Source organism: Streptomyces sp. NBC_01429, assembly GCF_036231945.1.
Taxonomy (GTDB): domain Bacteria; phylum Actinomycetota; class Actinomycetes; order Streptomycetales; family Streptomycetaceae; genus Streptomyces.
Window position 1 is genome coordinate 6735060 of sequence record NZ_CP109599.1, and the last position, 18885, is coordinate 6753944.

Annotated in this window: 15 protein-coding genes; 14 read left to right on the top strand and 1 reads right to left on the bottom strand. The window is 72.5% G+C overall.

Translation table 11 applies throughout. From position 1 onward, the window contains the following. The first annotated feature begins 12 nt into the window (after positions 1-12). The 11 genes from OG627_RS29780 (at position 13) to OG627_RS29830 (ending at position 14364) form a co-directional block, all read left to right on the top strand. Positions 13-645 carry a PH-like domain-containing protein gene (locus OG627_RS29780; protein ID WP_443073559.1) on the top strand — a complete coding sequence of 211 codons (633 nt, stop codon included), beginning with the start codon at positions 13-15 and terminating at the stop codon, positions 643-645. Further along, positions 642-1787, top strand: coding sequence for a glutamine-hydrolyzing carbamoyl-phosphate synthase small subunit (gene carA, locus OG627_RS29785; RefSeq protein ID WP_329070325.1), 1146 nt, complete (start codon positions 642-644; stop codon positions 1785-1787). Before OG627_RS29780 ends, carA begins: the two co-directional genes overlap by 4 nt. Further along, the gene (carB, locus tag OG627_RS29790) at positions 1780-5091 is read left to right on the top strand and encodes a carbamoyl-phosphate synthase large subunit (protein ID WP_329070327.1); all 3312 of its coding nucleotides are present in this window, start codon (positions 1780-1782) and stop codon (positions 5089-5091) included. Before carA ends, carB begins: the two co-directional genes overlap by 8 nt. 74 nt (positions 5092-5165) lie before the next feature. After that, positions 5166-6275 carry a quinone-dependent dihydroorotate dehydrogenase gene (locus OG627_RS29795; protein ID WP_329070329.1) on the top strand — a complete coding sequence of 370 codons (1110 nt, stop codon included), beginning with the start codon at positions 5166-5168 and terminating at the stop codon, positions 6273-6275. Continuing rightward, entirely contained in the window at positions 6272-7114 is an 843-nt protein-coding gene (gene pyrF, locus OG627_RS29800) for an orotidine-5'-phosphate decarboxylase (RefSeq protein WP_329070331.1), read from the top strand. The genes OG627_RS29795 and pyrF overlap by 4 nt, the downstream gene beginning before the upstream one ends. Positions 7115-7425: 311 nt before the next feature. After that, a complete protein-coding gene (locus tag OG627_RS29805; RefSeq protein WP_114621852.1) occupies positions 7426-7749 on the top strand; it encodes an integration host factor in 324 nt (107 codons plus the stop codon). A gap of 38 nt (positions 7750-7787) precedes the next feature. Further along, positions 7788-8351, top strand: coding sequence for a guanylate kinase (gene gmk, locus OG627_RS29810; RefSeq protein ID WP_329070334.1), 564 nt, complete (start codon positions 7788-7790; stop codon positions 8349-8351). 125 nt (positions 8352-8476) lie between these two features. Continuing rightward, the gene (rpoZ, locus tag OG627_RS29815; RefSeq protein ID WP_003970369.1) at positions 8477-8749 is read left to right on the top strand and encodes a DNA-directed RNA polymerase subunit omega; all 273 of its coding nucleotides are present in this window, start codon (positions 8477-8479) and stop codon (positions 8747-8749) included. Between the two features lie 161 nt (positions 8750-8910). Then, positions 8911-10134 (top strand): bifunctional phosphopantothenoylcysteine decarboxylase/phosphopantothenate--cysteine ligase CoaBC, encoded by a 1224-nt coding sequence (gene coaBC, locus OG627_RS29820; RefSeq protein WP_329070335.1) that lies wholly within the window; start codon positions 8911-8913, stop codon positions 10132-10134. Between the two features lie 423 nt (positions 10135-10557). Further along, on the top strand, positions 10558-11766 hold the full coding sequence (gene metK / locus OG627_RS29825) for a methionine adenosyltransferase (protein ID WP_329070337.1): 1209 nt from the start codon (positions 10558-10560) through the stop codon (positions 11764-11766). 348 nt (positions 11767-12114) lie between these two features. Beyond that, on the top strand, positions 12115-14364 hold the full coding sequence (locus tag OG627_RS29830) for a primosomal protein N' (protein ID WP_329070339.1): 2250 nt from the start codon (positions 12115-12117) through the stop codon (positions 14362-14364). A gap of 422 nt (positions 14365-14786) precedes the next feature. On the opposite strand, the gene OG627_RS29835 is transcribed toward OG627_RS29830, so the two are convergent. Beyond that, positions 14787-15329: a hypothetical protein gene (locus OG627_RS29835; RefSeq protein WP_329070341.1), complete on the bottom strand. Its 543-nt coding sequence runs from the start codon at positions 15327-15329 to the stop codon at positions 14787-14789. A gap of 240 nt (positions 15330-15569) precedes the next feature. Between OG627_RS29835 and fmt the strand changes: the two genes are divergently transcribed. From fmt to rpe, 3 genes are all read left to right on the top strand, one after another. Beyond that, positions 15570-16514 carry a methionyl-tRNA formyltransferase gene (gene fmt, locus OG627_RS29840; protein WP_329070342.1) on the top strand — a complete coding sequence of 315 codons (945 nt, stop codon included), beginning with the start codon at positions 15570-15572 and terminating at the stop codon, positions 16512-16514. An 85-nt stretch (positions 16515-16599) separates the two neighbouring features. Further along, the gene (locus tag OG627_RS29845; RefSeq protein ID WP_329070344.1) at positions 16600-18033 is read left to right on the top strand and encodes an RsmB/NOP family class I SAM-dependent RNA methyltransferase; all 1434 of its coding nucleotides are present in this window, start codon (positions 16600-16602) and stop codon (positions 18031-18033) included. Between the two features lie 111 nt (positions 18034-18144). Beyond that, positions 18145-18828 (top strand): ribulose-phosphate 3-epimerase, encoded by a 684-nt coding sequence (gene rpe / locus OG627_RS29850; protein ID WP_329070346.1) that lies wholly within the window; start codon positions 18145-18147, stop codon positions 18826-18828. Positions 18829-18885 lie beyond the last annotated feature (57 nt).

The following is an 18885-nucleotide window of genomic DNA, read 5'->3' on the forward strand; positions in this document are numbered from 1 at the left end:
GGCATGACAAGCGTGAGCAGTGCGAAGCTCCTCCTCCCCCTGGCCGCCGAGCGGAAATCGGCGGACGTGACCGACTGGGCCGCCCGCATCGGCTGGGTGGTCGGTCTGCTGCTCTTCATCGCGCTCGTCTACTGGCTGATGCGCCAGGGCTGGAAGTGGCGCGGCAGTCTCCAGTCCGATCTGCCCGAGCTGCCCACCCGCCCGTCGCCCACCACCACCCTCAACGGAGACGGCAAGCCGCCGCTGACTGAAATGCCGGAACAGCCGGGCGAGGCCCGCCTCCGTACGGAGGGCCGCTACCACGGCTCCACGACCGCCGGACAGTGGCTCGACCGGATCGTCGCCCACGGCCTCGGCTCCCGCAGCCGCGTCGAGCTGACGCTCACGGACGCCGGCCTGGACGTCGTACGGCCCGGGGCGAACGACTTCTTCATCCCCGTGGAGCGGCTGCGCGAGGCCAGGCTCGACAAGGGCATCGCCGGCAAGGTGCTCGCCGAGGGCGGTCTGCTGATCGTCACCTGGCAGCTCGGCGACACGCTGATCGACTCCGGCTTCCGCTCCGACCGGTCGGCCGAACACGCCGCCTGGGTCGAAGCCATCAACTCCCTGACCCACCTGATCACGACGGAAGGCCCCGCACGATGACCACCTCCACCCCGGGAACCGCCCGCGACAAGGTGTCTCCCGCCGTACTCGTCCTGGAGGACGGCCGCAGCTTCAGCGGCCGTGCCTACGGGGCCGTGGGGGAGACCTTCGGAGAGGCGGTGTTCTCCACCGGCATGACCGGCTACCAGGAGACCCTGACCGACCCGTCGTACCACCGGCAGGTCGTCGTGATGACCGCCCCGCACATCGGCAACACCGGCGTCAACGACGAGGACGCCGAGTCCCGGCGCATCTGGGTCTCCGGCTACGTCGTACGCGACCCCGCGCGCACCCCGTCCAACTGGCGCTCGCGCCGCTCCCTCGACGACGAGCTGGTCGCCCAGGGCGTCGTCGGCATCAGCGGCATCGACACCCGCGCCCTCACCCGCCATCTGCGCGAGCGCGGCGCGATGCGCGTCGGGATCTTCTCCGGTCCGTCCCTGGCGGACGGGGCGACGCTGCTCGCCCGCGTCCGGCGGGCCCCCGAGATGACCGGCGCCGACCTCTCCGCCGAGGTCTCCGCCGCCGAGACGTACGTCGTCCCCGCGATCGGCGAGAAGCGCTTCACCGTCGCCGCGCTCGACCTCGGCATCAAGGGCATGACCCCGCACCGGATGGCCGAGCGCGGCATCGAGGTGCACGTCCTGCCCGCCACCGCCACGCTGGACGAGGTGTACGCCACCGCGCCCGACGGCGTCTTCCTCTCCAACGGCCCCGGCGACCCCGCCACCGCCGACCTCACCGTCGTCAAGGGCGTGCTGGAGCGCGGTACGCCGCTCTTCGGGATCTGCTTCGGCAACCAGCTGCTCGGCCGCGCGCTCGGCTTCGGCACGTACAAGCTGAAGTACGGCCACCGCGGCATCAACCAGCCCGTCCAGGACCGGACGACCGGCAAGGTCGAGGTCACCGCGCACAACCACGGCTTCGCCGTCGACGCGCCGCTCGACCGGGTCTCCGACACCCCCTACGGCCGCGCCGAGGTCTCCCACGTCTGCCTCAACGACAACGTCGTGGAGGGGCTCAGGCTGCTCGACCGGCCCGTCTTCAGCGTCCAGTACCACCCCGAGGCAGCCGCGGGTCCGCACGACGCCGCGTACCTGTTCGACCGCTTCGTACAGCTCATGGAGGGCCAGCGTGCCTAAGCGCACCGATATCCAGTCCGTCCTGGTCATCGGTTCAGGACCGATCGTCATCGGCCAGGCCGCTGAATTCGACTACTCCGGTACCCAGGCGTGCCGCGTCCTCAAGTCCGAGGGTCTGCGCGTCATCCTGGTCAACTCCAACCCCGCCACGATCATGACGGACCCGGAGATCGCCGACGCCACCTACGTCGAGCCGATCACCCCCGAGTTCGTCGAGAAGATCATCGCCAAGGAGCGCCCCGACGCGCTGCTGCCCACCCTCGGCGGCCAGACCGCGCTCAACACCGCGATCTCGCTGCACGACGCGGGCACGCTCGACAAGTACGGCGTCGAGCTGATCGGCGCCAACGTCGAGGCGATCAACAAGGGCGAGGACCGCGACCTCTTCAAGGATGTCGTCACCGCCGTCAAGGAGAAGATCGGCCACGGCGAGTCCGCGCGCTCGGTCATCTGCCACACCATGGACGACGTCATCGGCGGCGTCGAGACGCTCGGCGGCTACCCCGTCGTCGTCCGCCCCTCCTTCACCATGGGCGGCGCGGGCTCCGGCTTCGCGCACAACGAGGAGGACCTGCGCCGGATCGCCGGACAGGGCCTGATGCTCTCCCCGACCACCGAGGTGCTCCTGGAGGAGTCCATCCTCGGCTGGAAGGAGTACGAGCTGGAGCTGATGCGCGACAAGCACGACAACGTCGTGGTCGTCTGCTCCATCGAGAACTTCGACCCGATGGGCGTGCACACCGGCGACTCCATCACCGTCGCCCCCGCGATGACGCTCACCGACCGCGAGTACCAGATCCTGCGGGACGTCGGCATCGCCGTCATCCGCGAGGTCGGCGTGGACACCGGCGGCTGCAACATCCAGTTCGCGATCGACCCCGACGACGGCCGGGTCATCGTCATCGAGATGAACCCGCGCGTCTCGCGCTCCTCCGCGCTCGCCTCCAAGGCCACCGGCTTCCCGATCGCCAAGATCGCCGCCCGGCTCGCCATCGGCTACACGCTGGACGAGATCCCCAACGACATCACCGAGAAGACCCCGGCGTCCTTCGAGCCCACCCTCGACTACGTCGTCGTCAAGGTGCCGCGCTTCGCCTTCGAGAAGTTCCCGGCCGCCGACGCCAGCCTCACCACCACCATGAAGTCGGTCGGCGAGGCCATGGCCATCGGCCGCAACTTCACCGAGGCGCTCCAGAAGGCGCTGCGCTCCCTGGAGAAGGCCGGCAGCCAGTTCGACTTCACCGGAGCCCCGGGCGACCGGGCCACGCTGCTGGAGACCGCCAAGGTCCCCACGGACGGCCGGATCAACACGGTCATGCGGGCGATCCACGCCGGAGCCACCCCCGAGGAGGTCTTCGACGCCACGAAGATCGACCCGTGGTTCGTCGACCAGCTGTTCCTGATCAAGGAGTACGCGGACGAGCTGGCCGCCGCCCCGAAGCTCGACCCCGAGCTGCTCGCCGAGGCCAAGCGACACGGCTTCTCCGACGCCCAGATCGCCGGGATCCGCGGGCTGCGCGAGGACGTCGTACGGGAGGTCAGGCACGCGCTGGGCATCCGTCCCGTCTACAAGACGGTGGACACCTGCGCCGCCGAGTTCGCCGCCAGGACCCCGTACTTCTACTCCTCGTACGACGAGGAGAGCGAGGTCGCGCCGCGCGAGAAGCCCGCCGTGATCATCCTCGGCTCCGGACCCAACCGGATCGGCCAGGGCATCGAGTTCGACTACTCCTGCGTCCACGCCTCCTTCGCGCTGAGCGACGCGGGCTACGAGACCGTGATGGTCAACTGCAACCCGGAGACCGTCTCCACCGACTACGACACCTCCGACCGGCTCTACTTCGAGCCGCTCACCCTGGAGGACGTCCTGGAGATCGTGCACGCCGAGACGCTGGCCGGGCCGGTCGCCGGCGTCATCGTCCAGCTCGGCGGCCAGACCCCGCTGGGCCTCGCGCAGGCGCTCAAGGACAACGGCGTACCCGTCGTCGGCACGCCCCCCGAGGCGATCCACGCCGCCGAGGACCGGGGCGCCTTCGGCCGGGTCCTCGCCGAGGCCGGACTGCCCGCGCCCAAGCACGGCACCGCCACCACCTTCGGCGAGGCCAAGGCCATCGCCGACGAGATCGGCTACCCCGTCCTCGTACGGCCCTCCTACGTCCTCGGCGGACGCGGCATGGAGATCGTGTACGACGAGACGCGGCTCTCCTCGTACATCGCGGAGTCCACCGAGATCAGCCCCTCCCGGCCCGTCCTGGTGGACCGTTTCCTCGACGACGCCATCGAGATCGACGTGGACGCCCTCTACGACGGCACCGAGCTGTACCTCGGCGGCGTCATGGAGCACATCGAGGAGGCCGGCATCCACTCCGGCGACTCGGCCTGCGCCCTGCCGCCCATCACGCTCGGCGGACACGACATCAAGCGGCTGCGCGCCTCCACCGAGGCCATCGCGCGCGGCGTCGGCGTACGCGGACTGATCAACATCCAGTTCGCGATGGCCGGCGACATCCTGTACGTGCTGGAGGCCAACCCGCGCGCCTCCCGTACGGTCCCCTTCACCTCGAAGGCGACCGCCGTACCGCTCGCCAAGGCCGCCGCCCGCATCTCGCTCGGCGCGACCGTCGCCGAGCTGCGCGCCGAGGGCCTGCTCCCGGCCCAGGGCGACGGCGGCACGCTGCCGCTCGACGCGCCGATCTCCGTCAAGGAGGCCGTGATGCCGTGGTCGCGCTTCCGTGACATCCACGGCCGCGGCGTGGACACCGTCCTCGGCCCGGAGATGCGCTCCACCGGCGAGGTCATGGGCATCGACTCCGCCTTCGGCACCGCGTACGCCAAGTCGCAGGCCGGGGCGTACGGGCCGCTGCCCGTCAAGGGCCGCGCCTTTATCTCCGTCGCCAACCGCGACAAGCGCTCGATGATCTTCCCGGCGCGCGAGCTGGTCGCCCACGGCTTCGAGCTGCTCGCCACCTCCGGCACCGCCGAGGTCCTCAAGCGCAACGGCATCAAGGCGACCGTCGTGCGCAAGCAGTTCGAGGGCGAGGGCCCCAACGGCGAGAAGACCATCGTCCAGCTGATCCACGAGGGCGGCGTCGACCTCATCGTCAACACGCCGTACGGCACCGGCGGCCGGCTCGACGGCTACGACATCCGCACGGCGGCCGTGGCGCGCGGCGTCCCGTGCCTCACGACGGTGCAGGCGCTGGCCGCCGCCGTCCAGGGCATCGACGCCCTCAAACACGGTGAGGTGGGCGTCCGTTCCCTCCAGGAACACGCCCAGCACCTGATCGCGGCACGCCAGGACTGATCAGCCAGCGGAGGAGGGGGACACCGGAACCGGTGTCCCCCTCCTCATGAGGTCTCAGAGGACACCCCACCCACATGTACAAGATCTTCTTCCAGCTGGTCTTCCGCCGGATGGACCCCGAGCGCGCCCACCACCTGGCCTTCCGGTGGATCCGGCTGGCCGCCCGCGTCCCCGTCCTGCGCACCTTCGTCGCCGCCGCCCTCGCCCCCCGCTTCGAGGAGCTGCGCACCGAGGCGTTCGGGCTGCGGATGCACGGCCCGTTCGGGCTCGCCGCCGGCTTCGACAAGAACGCCGTGGCCGTGGACGGCATGGCGATGCTCGGCTTCGACCACATCGAGATCGGCACGGTCACCGGCGAGCCGCAGCCCGGCAACCCCCCGAAGCGGCTCTTCCGGCTCGTGCCCGACCGTGCGCTGATCAACCGGATGGGCTTCAACAACGAGGGCTCGGCCGCCGTGGCGGCCAGGCTGGCGGCCCGCAGAGCCGTCTTCCGCACCACCGTCGGCGTCAACATCGGCAAGACCAAGGCCGTCCCGGAGAGCGAGGCGACCGCCGACTACGTGCGGTCGACCGAGCGGCTGGCCCACCACGCCGACTACCTCGTGGTCAACGTCAGCTCGCCCAACACCCCGGGCCTGCGCAGCCTCCAGGCCGTCGACCAGCTGCGCCCGCTGCTCACCGCCGTACGGGAGGCGGCCGACCGCACCGTCACCGACCGGCGCGTCCCCCTCCTCGTCAAGATCGCGCCCGACCTGGCGGACGAGGACATCGACGCGGTCGCCGACCTCGCCGTGGAACTCGGCCTGGACGGCATCATCGCCACCAACACCACCATCGCCCGCGACACCCTGGGCCTGGCCTCGGACCCGGCGCTCACCGCCGAGACGGGCGGGCTCTCGGGCGCGCCGCTGAAGGCGCGCTCCCTGGAGGTGCTCAGGCGGCTCTACGCGCGCGTGGGCGACCGCGTCACCCTGGTGGGCGTCGGCGGCGTCGAGGACGCCGAGGACGCCTGGCAGCGCGTGCTGGCGGGTGCCACGCTGGTGCAGGGCTACAGCGCCTTCATCTACCGAGGCCCGTTCTGGAGCCGCGCGATCCACAAGGGGCTCGCGGCGCGGCTCGCGCTCTCCCCGTACGCCACCCTCGCCGAGGCCGTCGGCGCCGACACCCGGAAGGTGACCGCATGACCGCCCTGGCTCCCTTCGGCACCCGGCTGCGCCACGCGATGGGCACCCGCGGGCCGCTCTGCGTCGGCATCGACCCGCACGGCTCGCTGCTCACGGACTGGGGCCTGAACGACGACATCGCGGGCCTGGAGCGCTTCACCCGTACGGTGGTGGACGCGCTGGCGGGCCAGGTGGCCGTGCTCAAGCCGCAGTCCGCCTTCTTCGAACGCTTCGGGTCGCGCGGCATCGCCGTCCTGGAGAAGGCCGTCGCCGAGGCGCGCTCGGCCGGGGCGCTGGTCCTGATGGACGCCAAGCGCGGTGACATCGGCTCGACCATGGGCGCGTACGCGGCGACCTACCTCGACCCCGCCTCGCCGCTCTTCTCGGACGCGGTGACGCTCTCGCCGTACCTCGGCTTCGGATCCCTGCGCCCGGCGCTGGACGCGGCGCGGGCGGCCGGCTGCGGCGTCTTCGTCCTCGCCCTGACGTCCAATCCGGAGGGCGCCGAGGTGCAGCGCGCCACCGCCGCCGACGGCCGGTCCCTCGCCGGGCTGATGCTCGGTCACATCGCGGCGGAGAACGCGGGCGCCGAGCCGCTGGGCTCGGTCGGCGCGGTCGTGGGCGCGACACTCGGCGACGCCGGGGTGGATCTCGCCGTCAACGGGCCGCTGCTCGCCCCCGGCATCGGCGCGCAGGGCGCGACCCCCGCCGATCTGCCGGGCGTCTTCGGCGCCTCGGTCGGCCAGGTGGTGCCGAGCGTCAGCCGGGGCGTGCTGCGCCACGGTCCCGACGCCGGAGCGCTGCGGGGGGCCGCGGAGCGTCTCGCGGACGAGGTGAGGGCGGCGGTCGGCGGCGCGTGAGGGGTCCGGCGAGGCCGTACGAGCGCTCCGGCGGGAGCGTTCGGGCGGTCGGGCGGGAGCGTTCGAGCGGTCCGGCCGGAGGAAGGATGACCGGGATCCTGTCCAAAAAGTTGGGCAAAATGCCCCAAAAGCTAACTCCGATCGATGCTGACCAGGACTTTTCGTCTGTTCTCGCTGACTCCGGCGGCCATGGCCGCTAGTCTCCGTCGAGAGCCAACGTGCAGTGCGTTGCCCGTTGCTCGCCTGGTGTGGGGCGATTAGGTTCCTCACCGGTCCGTATCCGACAGTTCGACATCCGAGGTGACGTAGGCGTGGCTCTTCCGCCCCTTACCCCTGAACAGCGCGCAGCCGCGCTCGAAAAGGCCGCCGCGGCTCGCCGGGAGCGGGCCGAGGTCAAGAATCGACTCAAGCACTCCGGTGCGTCGCTTCATGACGTGATCAAGCAGGGCCAGGAGAACGACGTCATCGGGAAGATGAAGGTCTCCGCCCTGCTCGAATCCCTGCCCGGCGTGGGCAAGGTCCGCGCCAAGCAGATCATGGAACGGCTCGGCATTTCCGAAAGCCGCCGCGTCCGCGGTCTCGGCTCCAACCAGATCGCCTCCCTGGAGCGCGAGTTCGGCGGTAAGCCCGCCTGACGTTCCCGGGCACTCCCGGGAACCTGGATAATCGCTGCATGGCAGCAGAGGTACGACCGCGGCTGACCGTGCTCTCCGGCCCCTCCGGGGTCGGTAAGAGCACGGTCGTCGCGCATATGCGCAAGGTCCACCCCGAGGTATGGCTCTCGGTGTCGGCCACCACGAGAAAGCCGCGCCCCGGCGAGCGCCACGGCGTCCAGTACTTCTTCGTCTCCGACGAGGAGTTCGACAAGCTGGTCGCCAACGGCGAACTGCTGGAGTGGGCGGAGTTCGCGGGCAACCGTTACGGCACCCCGCGTCAGGCGGTCCTCGACCGGCTGGCGGCGGGTGAGCCCGTACTCCTGGAGATCGACCTCCAGGGAGCCCGGCAGGTCAAGGAGTCGATGGGGGAATCCCGGCTGGTCTTCCTGGCCCCCCCGAGCTGGGACGAGCTGGTGCGCCGGCTCACCGGACGCGGTACCGAATCGGCCGAGGTGATCGAGCGCCGGCTGGAGGCCGCCAAGGTGGAACTGGCCGCCGAGTCGGAGTTCGATACGACGCTGGTCAACACCTCCGTCGAGGATGTGGCGCGCGAGCTGCTAGCCTTGATGTCAGTTGCGTGATCTTTTGTGTGCTGCCCGGATTCCGGGCGGACGAGGATTCCTCGGACCACAGCGGTGAAATCCCGCGGTACACAGAAGTGCGCGACCACCTGTTTTTCCCTGAATTTTCTTCGGAAGGCAAGAGAGTGTCCTCTTCCATCACCACGCCCGAGGGCATCATCAACCCGCCGATCGACGAGCTGCTCGAGGCCACGGACTCGAAGTACAGCCTCGTGATCTACGCGGCCAAGCGCGCGCGTCAGATCAACGCGTACTACTCGCAGCTCGGTGAGGGCCTGCTTGAGTACGTCGGTCCGCTGGTGGACACCCACGTCCACGAGAAGCCGCTCTCGATCGCCCTGCGCGAGATCAACGCGGGTCTGCTGACCTCCGAGGCCATCGAGGGCCCGGCCCAGTAGGCGTCCCAACAGCACAGGTTTTCTCACCCCAGGCCCGGTAGAGCGACTGCCGGGCCTGTGGTGTGTCATGGGAGGTGTCAGGGAAGCCGCCACGTCCTCGTGGGCGCGGGCAGGTTCTTGTGGGGCCCGCCTTGTGGGGCCCGTGGAGGGGAGAGAACACGGTGGACAGGCCGAAGGTCGTTCTGGGGGTCGCGGGCGGGATCGCCGCGTACAAGGCGTGCGAGCTGCTGCGGCGGCTGACCGAATCGGGCCATGACGTACGGGTCGTACCGACCGCCTCGTCCCTGCACTTCGTCGGCGCCGCGACCTGGTCCGCGCTCTCCGGCCACCCGGTCTCCACCGAGGTCTGGTCCGACGTCCACGAGGTGCCGCACGTGCGGATCGGGCAGTCCGCCGATCTGGTCGTGGTCGCCCCGGCCACCGCCGACCTGCTCGCGAAGGCCGCGCACGGGCTCGCCGACGACCTGCTGACCAATACGCTGCTCACCGCCCGGTGCCCGGTCGTCTTCGCGCCCGCAATGCACACCGAGATGTGGGAGCACCCGGCCACCCAGGAGAACGTGGCGACGCTGCGCCGGCGCGGCGCCGTCGTCATCGAGCCCGCCGTCGGCAGGCTCACCGGCGTGGACACCGGCAAGGGCCGGCTGCCGGACCCGGGGGAGATCTTCGAACTCTGCCGCCGGGTGCTGGCGCGGGGCGTGGCGGAACCCGATCTGGCCGGCCGCCACGTGGTGATCAGCGCGGGCGGTACGCGCGAACCGCTGGACCCCGTGCGCTACCTCGGCAACCGGTCCTCGGGCAAGCAGGGGTACGCCCTGGCCCGTACGGCGGCGGCCCGGGGCGCGCGGGTCACCCTTGTCGAGGCCAATACGGGGATGACCGACCCGGCGGGCGTCGACGTGGTGCATGTGGGGACCGCCGTACAGCTGCGGGAGGCCGTGCTGAAGGCCGCCGCCGGGGCCGACGCGGTGGTCATGGCGGCGGCCGTGGCGGATTTCCGGCCACTGTCCTACGCCTCGGGCAAGATCAAGAAGAAGGACGGCGAGGAGCCCGCGCCCGTCGCCCTGGTCCGCAACCCGGACATCCTCGCCGAGGTCGCGGCCGAGCGGGCGCGTCCGGGCCAGGTGGTGGTCGGCTTCGCCGCCGAGACGGACGACGTCCTCGCCAACGGCCGGCACAAGCTGCGGCGCAAGGGTTGTGACCTGCTCGTCGTCAACGAGGTCGGGGAACGGAAGACCTTCGGCGCAGAGGAGAACGAGGCGGTCGTGCTGGCGGCGGACGGTGGCGAGACGCCGGTGCCGTACGGGCCGAAGGAGGCGCTGGCGGACGTGGTGTGGGACCTGGTGGCGCACCGGCTGCCGGGCTCTCCGGGGAACGACGGCTGAGCGGGCGGACGCCGCGGGCGGTGGCGGGGCGCGGGCGGGGCGGCGGCGCGGGCGCTCGGCGCGGGCAGGGACGCTCGGCGCGGGCGCGCGGGGGGCGCGTATGAACAGTGCGTTGCGCGATCAGGGCGGCCGACCGGTATGGGCGACTTTCGACCCGCTTCCGGGGTGGGGCCCGGCAGCCGCGGCGAGTGTCGCGAAACCGCCGGGAAGACCGGCGCGAAGCCGCCGTGAGGGCCTCTGGCCGGGGCGTTCGCCATGGCCCATAATTCCAGGGCCACGGGCGAAGCGACTCCCACAGAACGAGACACTTGCCCCGGTGACCCGATTCGACCGATAAAGTGGTCCTGGATCGTCGCGGAGGCCGCAGCCCCCCGCCGGTCCGCCAATGATCAGCCAGCAGCCGCTGCAACCACAGGGAGCGATGTGTCCCGCCGTCTGTTCACCTCGGAGTCCGTGACCGAAGGTCACCCCGACAAGATCGCTGACCAGATCAGCGACACCATTCTCGACGCCCTCCTCGAAGAGGACCCGTCCTCCCGGGTCGCCGTGGAGACCTTGATCACCACCGGTCTGGTGCACGTCGCCGGAGAGGTGACCACCAAGGCCTACGCGCCCATCGCGCAGCTCGTGCGGAACAAGATCCTGGAGATCGGCTACGACTCCTCCAAGAAGGGCTTCGACGGCGCTTCCTGCGGCGTCTCGGTCTCCATCGGAGCGCAGTCGCCCGACATCGCCCAGGGCGTCGACACGGCGTACGAGAAGCGCGTCGAGGGTGACGAGGACGAGCTGGACAAGCAGGGCGCCGGCGACCAGGGCCTGATGTTCGGCTACGCCTGCGACGAGACGCCCGAGCTGATGCCGCTCCCGATCCACCTCGCGCACCGGCTCTCCAGCCGCCTCTCGGAGGTCCGCAAGAACGGGACCATCCCGTACCTGCGCCCCGACGGCAAGACCCAGGTCACCATCGAGTACGACGGCGACAAGCCGGTACGCCTCGACACGGTCGTGGTCTCCTCGCAGCACGCGTCGGACATCGACCTGGACTCGCTGCTCGCCCCCGACGTGCGCGAGTTCGTCGTCGAGCACGTCCTCAAGGGCCTTGTCGACGACGGCATCAAGCTGGACACCGAGGGCTACCGCCTGCTGGTCAACCCGACCGGCCGCTTCGAGATCGGCGGCCCCATGGGCGACGCCGGGCTCACCGGCCGCAAGATCATCATCGACACGTACGGCGGCATGGCCCGCCACGGCGGCGGCGCCTTCTCCGGCAAGGACCCGTCCAAGGTCGACCGCTCCGCCGCCTACGCCATGCGCTGGGTCGCGAAGAACGTGGTGGCCGCCGGCCTCGCCGCGCGCTGCGAGGTCCAGGTCGCGTACGCGATCGGTAAGGCCGAGCCGGTCGGCCTCTTCGTCGAGACCTTCGGCACGGCCACGGTCGACACGGAGAAGATCGAGCAGGCCATCTCGGAGGTCTTCGACCTCCGCCCGGCCGCGATCATCCGCGACCTCGAACTGCTCCGCCCGATCTACGCGCAGACGGCGGCGTACGGCCACTTCGGCCGCGAACTCCCGGAGTTCACCTGGGAGCGCCGCGACCGCGTGGACGCGCTGCGCGCGGCCGCGGGCGTGTGACCCGTCGCTGATCGGCTCATGGGGCCCCGGACACCGCGGACGCGGAGTCCGGGGCCCCATGCCGCTGTCCCGGTGGGCCCGTGGCGCCCCGTTTCACTCCTCCCGCGACGGGCCTTCTGATGTGTCCTGGGCGTCCGGACCGCCGTCGGGGCCGTCGCCCGGGTCGTCGTCCGGCTTTGAGTCCGCTTCCGGATCCGTTCCCTGCTCCGGGATATCGAGCCGCGATCTGATCCGTTCCGCGGCTTCGGTCTTTCCGTGGGTGTCCGCGAGTCGGGCGAGCCGTGTGCCGAGAAGAGCCAGCGTTGCCGCCGGCCGCCGGTGTCCGAGGTATCTGGTAGGTATGGGGCTGTGAGCAGCGACGACAAGCAGTCCGGGGAGCCCGCCGGGGGTGGGCCGGAGCAGCTTGCGTTGATTCGGGAGAGCGTGCGGCAGGCGAAGGTGCCGCGGGCGAAGCCGAAGACGTGGCGGGGGGCCGCGCTGGCGGGGGAGTTGCCCGTGGCGCGGGTGGTGGTGAACAAGGGGGTGCTCCACCTCGACCAGTTCTTCGACTACGCCGTGCCCGAGGAGCTGGACGAGGCGGCGCAGCCGGGTGTGCGGGTGCGGGTGCGGTTCGGGGCCGGAGCGCACCGGGTGCGTGGTGGACGGCGGGAGGGCGGGCGGCTGATCGACGGGTTCGTGGTCGAGCGCCGGGCCGAGTCGGACTACGCGGGCCCGCTCGCCGCGCTCGCCGGGGTGGTGTCGCCCGAGCCCGTCCTCGGCGCCGGGCTGCTCGGCCTCGCGCGGGCCGTCGCCGACCGGTACGCGGGAAGCCTCGCCGACGTGCTCCAGCTCGCGGTCCCGCCGCGCAACGCGCGAGCCGAGGCGAAGCCCTCCCCTGAGCCGCTCCCGCCGCCCGCCGCCCCCGAGGCGGGCACCTGGGAGCGGTACGTGAACGGACCCGCGTTCCTCGGCGCCCTCGCCGCAGGCGGTGCGCCCCGCGCGGTGTGGACCGCGCTGCCCGGCCCGCACTGGGCGGCCGAGCTGGCGCGCGCCGTCGCGGCGACGCTGGCGTCCGGCCGGGGCGCCCTCGTCGTCGTACCGGACGGGCGCAGCGCCGCCCGGGTCGACGCGGCGCTCACCGGACTCCTCGGCGAAGGACGGCACGCGCTCCTCACCGCCGACGCCGGGCCCGAGAAGCGCTACCGGGAATGGCTCGCGGTCCGGCGCGGCTCGGTGCGGGCCGTCGTCGGGACCCGCGCGGCGATGTTCGCGCCGGTACGGGACCTGGGGCTCGTCGCCGTCTGGGACGACGGGGACAGCAGCCACAGCGAGCCGCACGCACCGCAGCCGCACGCCCGCGAGGTGCTGGAACTGCGCGCGGCCCACGACAAGTGCGCCTTCCTCGTCGGCGGTACGGGATGCACCGTCGAGGCCGCCCAACTCGTCGCCACCGGCTGGGCCCTGCCTCTGGTGGCCACCCGCGACCAGGTCCGTACGGCCGCGCCGCTCGTCCGCACCATCGGCGACGGCGAGCTGGCCCGGGACGAGGCCGCGCGCGCCGCGCGGCTGCCCAGCCTCGCCTGGCAGGCCGTCAGGGAAGGGCTGAAGACCGGGCCGGTGCTCGTCCAGGTCCCCCGGCGCGGCTACGTCCCCCGGCTCTCCTGCGAGCGCTGCCGCACCCCCGCCCGCTGCCGGCACTGCGCGGGCCCGCTGGAGGCCCCGCGCGAAGGGGAACTGCGGTGCGGGTGGTGCGGCCGGGAGGAGACCGGCCGGTGGCACTGCGCGGAGTGCGGCGGCTTCCGGCTGCGCGCGCGGATCGTGGGGGCGCGGCGCACGGCGGAGGAACTGGGGCGCGCGTTTCCCGCCGTCCCCGTCCGCACCTCCGGACGCGACCACGTGCTCGACTCCGTACCGGCCCGCCCCGCGCTCGTGGTCAGCACCCCGGGCGCCGAGCCGGTCGCCGAGGGCGGATACGCGGCGGCGCTGCTCCTCGACGGCTGGGCGATGCTCGGGCGCCCCGACCTACGGGCCGGCGAGGAGGCCCTGCGGCGCTGGATCCACGCCGCGTCACTCGTGCGCGGCCAGAGCGAGGGCGGCACGGTGGTCGTCGTCGCGGAACCGACGCTGCGGCCCGTGCAGGCCCTGGTGCGGTGGGATCCGGTGGGGCACGCGCGGCGCGAGCTGTCGGAGCGGGCCGAACTCGGATTCCCGCCGGTGTCCCGGATGGCCGCGGTCATGGGGCCGCTCGACGCCGTCGGCCCCTTCCTCGCCGAGGCCGAACTGCCCGGCGACGCGGAGGTGCTGGGGCCGGTGCCGATGCGGGTGGAGGAGCTGGGCCGGGGGAGCGGCGGGCCGGGTGGGCCTGGAGGGGCAGGCGGGGCGTCCGGCGGGGCGCGGGCGCGGCGGCCGGGCGATCCGCCTGTGGGGGAGCGCTGGGAGCGGGCGCTGGTACGGGTGCCGCCCGGGAGCGGGGCGGCGCTGGCGGCGGCGCTGAAGGCCGCGCGGGCGGTGCGGAGTGCGGGCGGCGGGCGTTCGGGTGCGGGTGCTGCGCGGGGTGCGGGTGGTGCGGGTGGTGTTGCGCAGGTCCGGATTCGGATCGATCCGCCGGATATTGGCTGAGGTGGTGCGGTGCGCCGTCCGGCGGGGGCTGGGGGGCTGGGGGGCGGTGCGGTGCGGTGGTGGTGCGGGTGGTTCGTTGTGGTGCGGGGGCCGGCGCCTCCGGAGGCGCATGTCCGGACGGCATGCTGTGCTTTTCCGGGGGACACCCCCGGCCCCCCCCGTACGCCGCGTGCGGGCCTGTTCTTCGGGTGCGGGCTGCCGAGCGGAACAAATCACGCTTTATTGTCCGGATGCGCACCTCCTGCGACCCCGGCCCCCTCCCGCCGGTGAGCCCGACCCCGCACCGCTGGTGGGTGGTGATGGGGGTGGGTGGGCCGCTGGTGGTGGGGGTGTGCGGGGCTGTGGGCCGTCCCCCGCGTATCTGGTGGTGTGGGGTGGTGCGGGCCTGTGTTGTGGGCCCGCACCTGGTGGTGGCCCTCGCGTCAGCCTCCTCGGGGGCCCGGGAAAGCCGTGGGGCGGGGGTCGTCTCTGAGCGTGTGCGCCGTTGCCGTCGGCTGCGGCGGCATGGAGCGGGCGGCCGGGACCACCGGGGTGGCGCCCGGCACGATCGGGAGCGGCGGGCGGGGCGCCGTGGGGTCCTGGGCGCGGTCCGGGTCGGCCGCGGCGGGCTGCTGCGTCGCCCGGCGCGTTCCGTAACGCCGGTGCACCGCCTGTTTGGTGACCCCCAGCGCCGAACCCACGGCGTCCCACGAGAAGCCCAGCGAGCGGTCGAAGTCCACCGCGGCGGTCACCAGGGTCTCGACGCTGTCCCGCAGCTCCTGAGCGAGCCGTACGGTCGGAGCGGGGGCCCTGCCGTAGACGACGAAGCCCGTGGAGGGGCCCGACCGTCGCGGGCGGTAGACATTGCCCAACTGGGCGGTGAGCGTGCGCAGTGCGTCCACCTGCCGCCTGACCCGCTCGATGTCCCGCACCAACAGGTGGAGACTTGCCCGGGCTTGTGCGTCGTGGGTTGCGTGGTCGGCCATGAACAAGCCTCTCGAACCGGCGATGAATAAGGAGGGCCGCACCGGTGCGGCCCGCTTGGTCAATCTCTCTTGACAACGCGCCACCTGGCGATCTGGTCACGCTGCGGGGGCGTATGCGCATATGCGCGGGGCGCGCAGGCCGTCGTACGCCCCCTGCCGTGCGAGCCATCTAGACTGATGGGCCCGTTCCGTGACCGCTCGCGTCAGCCCGTAGTACGTACGAGAGGCAGTCAGCCACCGATGAAGCTCGTCTTCGCCGGCACCCCCGAGGTCGCCGTACCCGCCCTGGACGCACTCATCGCCTCCGAGCGGCATGACGTCGTCGCCGTCGTCACCCGGCCCGACGCGCCGTCCGGGCGTGGCCGCCGGCTCGTCGCCAGTCCTGTTGCCCAGCGGGCGGAGGAGGCCGGGATCGAGGTGCTCAGGCCGGTGAAGCCGCGGGACGAGGCGTTTCTGGCCCGGCTGCGCGAGATCGGCCCCGACTGCTGTCCGGTGGTGGCCTACGGCGCTCTGCTGCCCCAGGTCGCCCTCGACGTACCGGTGCACGGCTGGGTCAATCTGCACTTCTCGCTGCTGCCCGCCTGGCGCGGCGCCGCGCCCGTGCAGCACGCCGTCATGGCGGGCGACGAGATGACCGGCGCCGCCACCTTCCAGATCGAGCGGGGACTCGACTCCGGTCCGGTGTACGGCGTGATCACCGAGCGGGTGCGGCCCACCGACACCAGCGGCGACCTGCTGACCCGGCTCGCCTTCGCCGGTTCCGGGCTGCTCGCCGCGACCATGGACGGCATCGAGGACGGCACCCTCAAGCCCGTACCGCAGCCCGCCGACGGCATCTCGCTCGCCCCCAAGCTCACCGTGGAGGACGCCGAGGTGGACTGGGCGGCGCCCGCGCTGCGCGTCGACCGGGTGGTCCGCGCCTGTACCCCGGCGCCCGGTGCCTGGACCGTCTTCCGGGGGGAGCGGCTCAAGCTGGTCCAGCTGGGGCTGGTGCCCGACCGCACGGACCTGGCGGCGGGGGAACTCGCCGTCGGCAAGAACAACGTCCATGTCGGCACCGGCTCGCACGCCACCGAGCTGCTCTGGGTCCAGCCGCAGGGCAAGAAGCCGATGCGCGCCGCCGACTGGGCGCGCGGGGTGCGGATCGCCCCGGGCGAACGGCTCGGCCGGGCGGACGTAGGCTGAGAGGGATCGACTCTTGGACCGACCGGCGCACGGGGGCTCCCGCCCCTCCTGCGCCGGTCGGTCCTCATCCCACCGCGGAGCACCTTTGAACCAGCAGGCCCCTCGCCGTCCCGCCAAGCCCTACCGCCGTCCCAAGAAGGACCCCGTGCGGCTCCTCGCCTTCGAGGTGCTCAGGGCCGTCGACGAGCGGGACGCGTACGCCAACCTCGTGCTGCCGCCGCTGCTCAAGAAGGCCCGCGAGAACGCCGACTTCGAGGCGCGCGACGCCGCCCTCGCCACCGAGCTGGTGTACGGGACGCTCCGCCGGCAGGGAACGTACGACGCGATCATCTCGGCGTGCGTCGACCGGCCGCTGCGCGAGGTCGACCCGCCCGTGCTCGACGTGCTCGCCCTCGGCGCCCACCAGCTGCTCGGGACCCGGATCCCGACGCACGCCGCCGTGTCGGCCAGCGTGGAGCTGGCCCGGGTGGTGCTCGGCGACGGGCGGGCCAAGTTCGTCAACGCCGTGCTGCGCAAGATCGCGCGGGACGATCTGGACACCTGGGTGGAACGGGTCGCCCCGCCGTACGACGAGGACGCCGAGGACCATCTCGCGGTCGTCCACTCGCACCCCCGCTGGGTGGTCTCCGCGCTCTGGGACGCGCTCGGCGGCGGCCGGGCCGGTATCGAGGATCTGCTCGAAGCGGACAACGAACGGCCCGAGGTGACCCTCGTCGCCCGGCCGGGCCGCTCCACCACCGACGAGCTGCTCGCGGCGGTGGGCGAGGACTCCGGCCTGCCGGGCCGCTGGTCGCCGTATGCCGTACGGCTCGCGGAGGGCGGCGAGCCGGGCGCGCTCGACGCCGTACGGGACGGCCGGGCCGGGGTGCAGGACGAGGGCAGCCAGCTCGTCGCCGTCGCGCTCGCCAACGCGCCGGTGGACGGCGCCGACGCGCGCTGGCTCGACGCCTGCGCGGGACCCGGCGGCAAGGCGGCGCTGCTGGCCGCGCTCGCCGCCGGACGCGGCGCGTTCGTGCTCGCCGCCGAGAAGCAGCACCACCGGGCCCGGCTCGTGGAGCGCGCGCTCGCCGGTAACCCCGGCCCGTACCAGGTGATCACCACGGACGGCACCCGGCCGCCCTGGGTGCCCGGCTCCTTCGACCGGGTCCTGGTCGACGTCCCCTGCTCCGGCCTCGGCGCGCTGCGGCGGCGGCCCGAGGCGCGCTGGCGGCGCCGCCCCGCGGACCTGGAGGGCTTCGCGCCGCTCCAGCGCGGACTGCTGCGCGAGGCGCTGGCCGCGGTACGGGTCGGCGGCGTCGTCGGCTACGCGACCTGCTCCCCGCACCTCGCCGAGACCCGGGCCGTCGTCGAGGACGTCCTCAAGGGGCGCGGCGGGCCGCCCGTCGAGGCCGAGTGGGTCGACGCGAGGCCGCTGATGCCGGGCGTACCGGCGCTGGGCGAGGGGCCGGACGTGCAGCTGTGGCCGCATCTGCACGGCACGGACGCCATGTATCTGGCGCTGCTGCGCCGTACCGCCTGAGCCGCCGCGGGAGCGGTGAGACGCGCGGATTGAGCGGAGTGCGAGGTATGGGTCCGTACCAAGGTTCACCGCGCGGTCGGGAACACGTCCGGAGCATGGCAGGCTTGGCACATGGCCCAGATCAACCCCAGCATCCTGTCCGCCGACTTCGCCCGTCTCGCCGAGGAGGCGAAGGCCGTCGAAGGAGCCGACTGGCTCCATGTCGATGTCATGGACAACCACTTCGTGCCCAATCTGACCCTCGGCGTGCCCGTGGTCGAAGCGCTCGGCCGGGCCACCGGGACGCCGCTCGACTGCCATCTGATGATCGAGGACCCGGACCGCTGGGCCCCGCAGTACGTCGAGGCGGGCGCCGGGTCCGTCACCTTCCACGTGGAGGCGGCGGCCGCCCCCGTACGGCTGGCGCGCGAGATCAGGGCCAAGGGCGCGAAGGCGTCGATGGCGCTGAAGCCCGCGACGCCCATCGAGCCGTACGAGGATCTGCTGCCCGAGCTGGACATGCTGCTGATCATGACGGTGGAGCCCGGCTTCGGCGGCCAGGCGTTCCTGGACATCATGCTGCCCAAGATCCGCCGGACCCGGGAGCTGATCTCCAAGCACGGCCTCGAACTGTGGCTCCAGGTCGACGGCGGCGTCTCCGCCACCACCATCGAGCGCTGCGCGGAGGCGGGCGCCGACGTGTTCGTCGCCGGATCCGCGGTGTACGGGACGGACGACCCGGCGGCGGCCGTGCGGATGCTGCGCAACCAGGCGACCGAGGCCACCGCGGCGGCCTCCTGGGCCTGCGGACACTGACCCGGCGGACGGGTGACCGGCCCCCGGGCCACGGGAATATGAACAGGGCCTTCACGG

Excerpts from the sequence above, each read along its gene's own strand:
- carA (WP_329070325.1), top strand. The coding sequence starts at position 642 with ATGACCACCTCCACCCCGGGAACCGCCCGCGACAAGGTGTCTCCCGCC.
- OG627_RS29795 (WP_329070329.1), top strand. The coding sequence starts at position 5,166 with ATGTACAAGATCTTCTTCCAGCTGGTCTTCCGCCGGATGGACCCCGAG.
- pyrF (WP_329070331.1), top strand. The coding sequence starts at position 6,272 with ATGACCGCCCTGGCTCCCTTCGGCACCCGGCTGCGCCACGCGATGGGC.
- gmk (WP_329070334.1), top strand. The coding sequence starts at position 7,788 with ATGGCAGCAGAGGTACGACCGCGGCTGACCGTGCTCTCCGGCCCCTCC.
- OG627_RS29835 (WP_329070341.1), bottom strand. The coding sequence starts at position 15,329 with ATGGCCGACCACGCAACCCACGACGCACAAGCCCGGGCAAGTCTCCAC.
- fmt (WP_329070342.1), top strand. The coding sequence starts at position 15,570 with ATGAAGCTCGTCTTCGCCGGCACCCCCGAGGTCGCCGTACCCGCCCTG.
- rpe (WP_329070346.1), top strand. The coding sequence starts at position 18,145 with ATGGCCCAGATCAACCCCAGCATCCTGTCCGCCGACTTCGCCCGTCTC.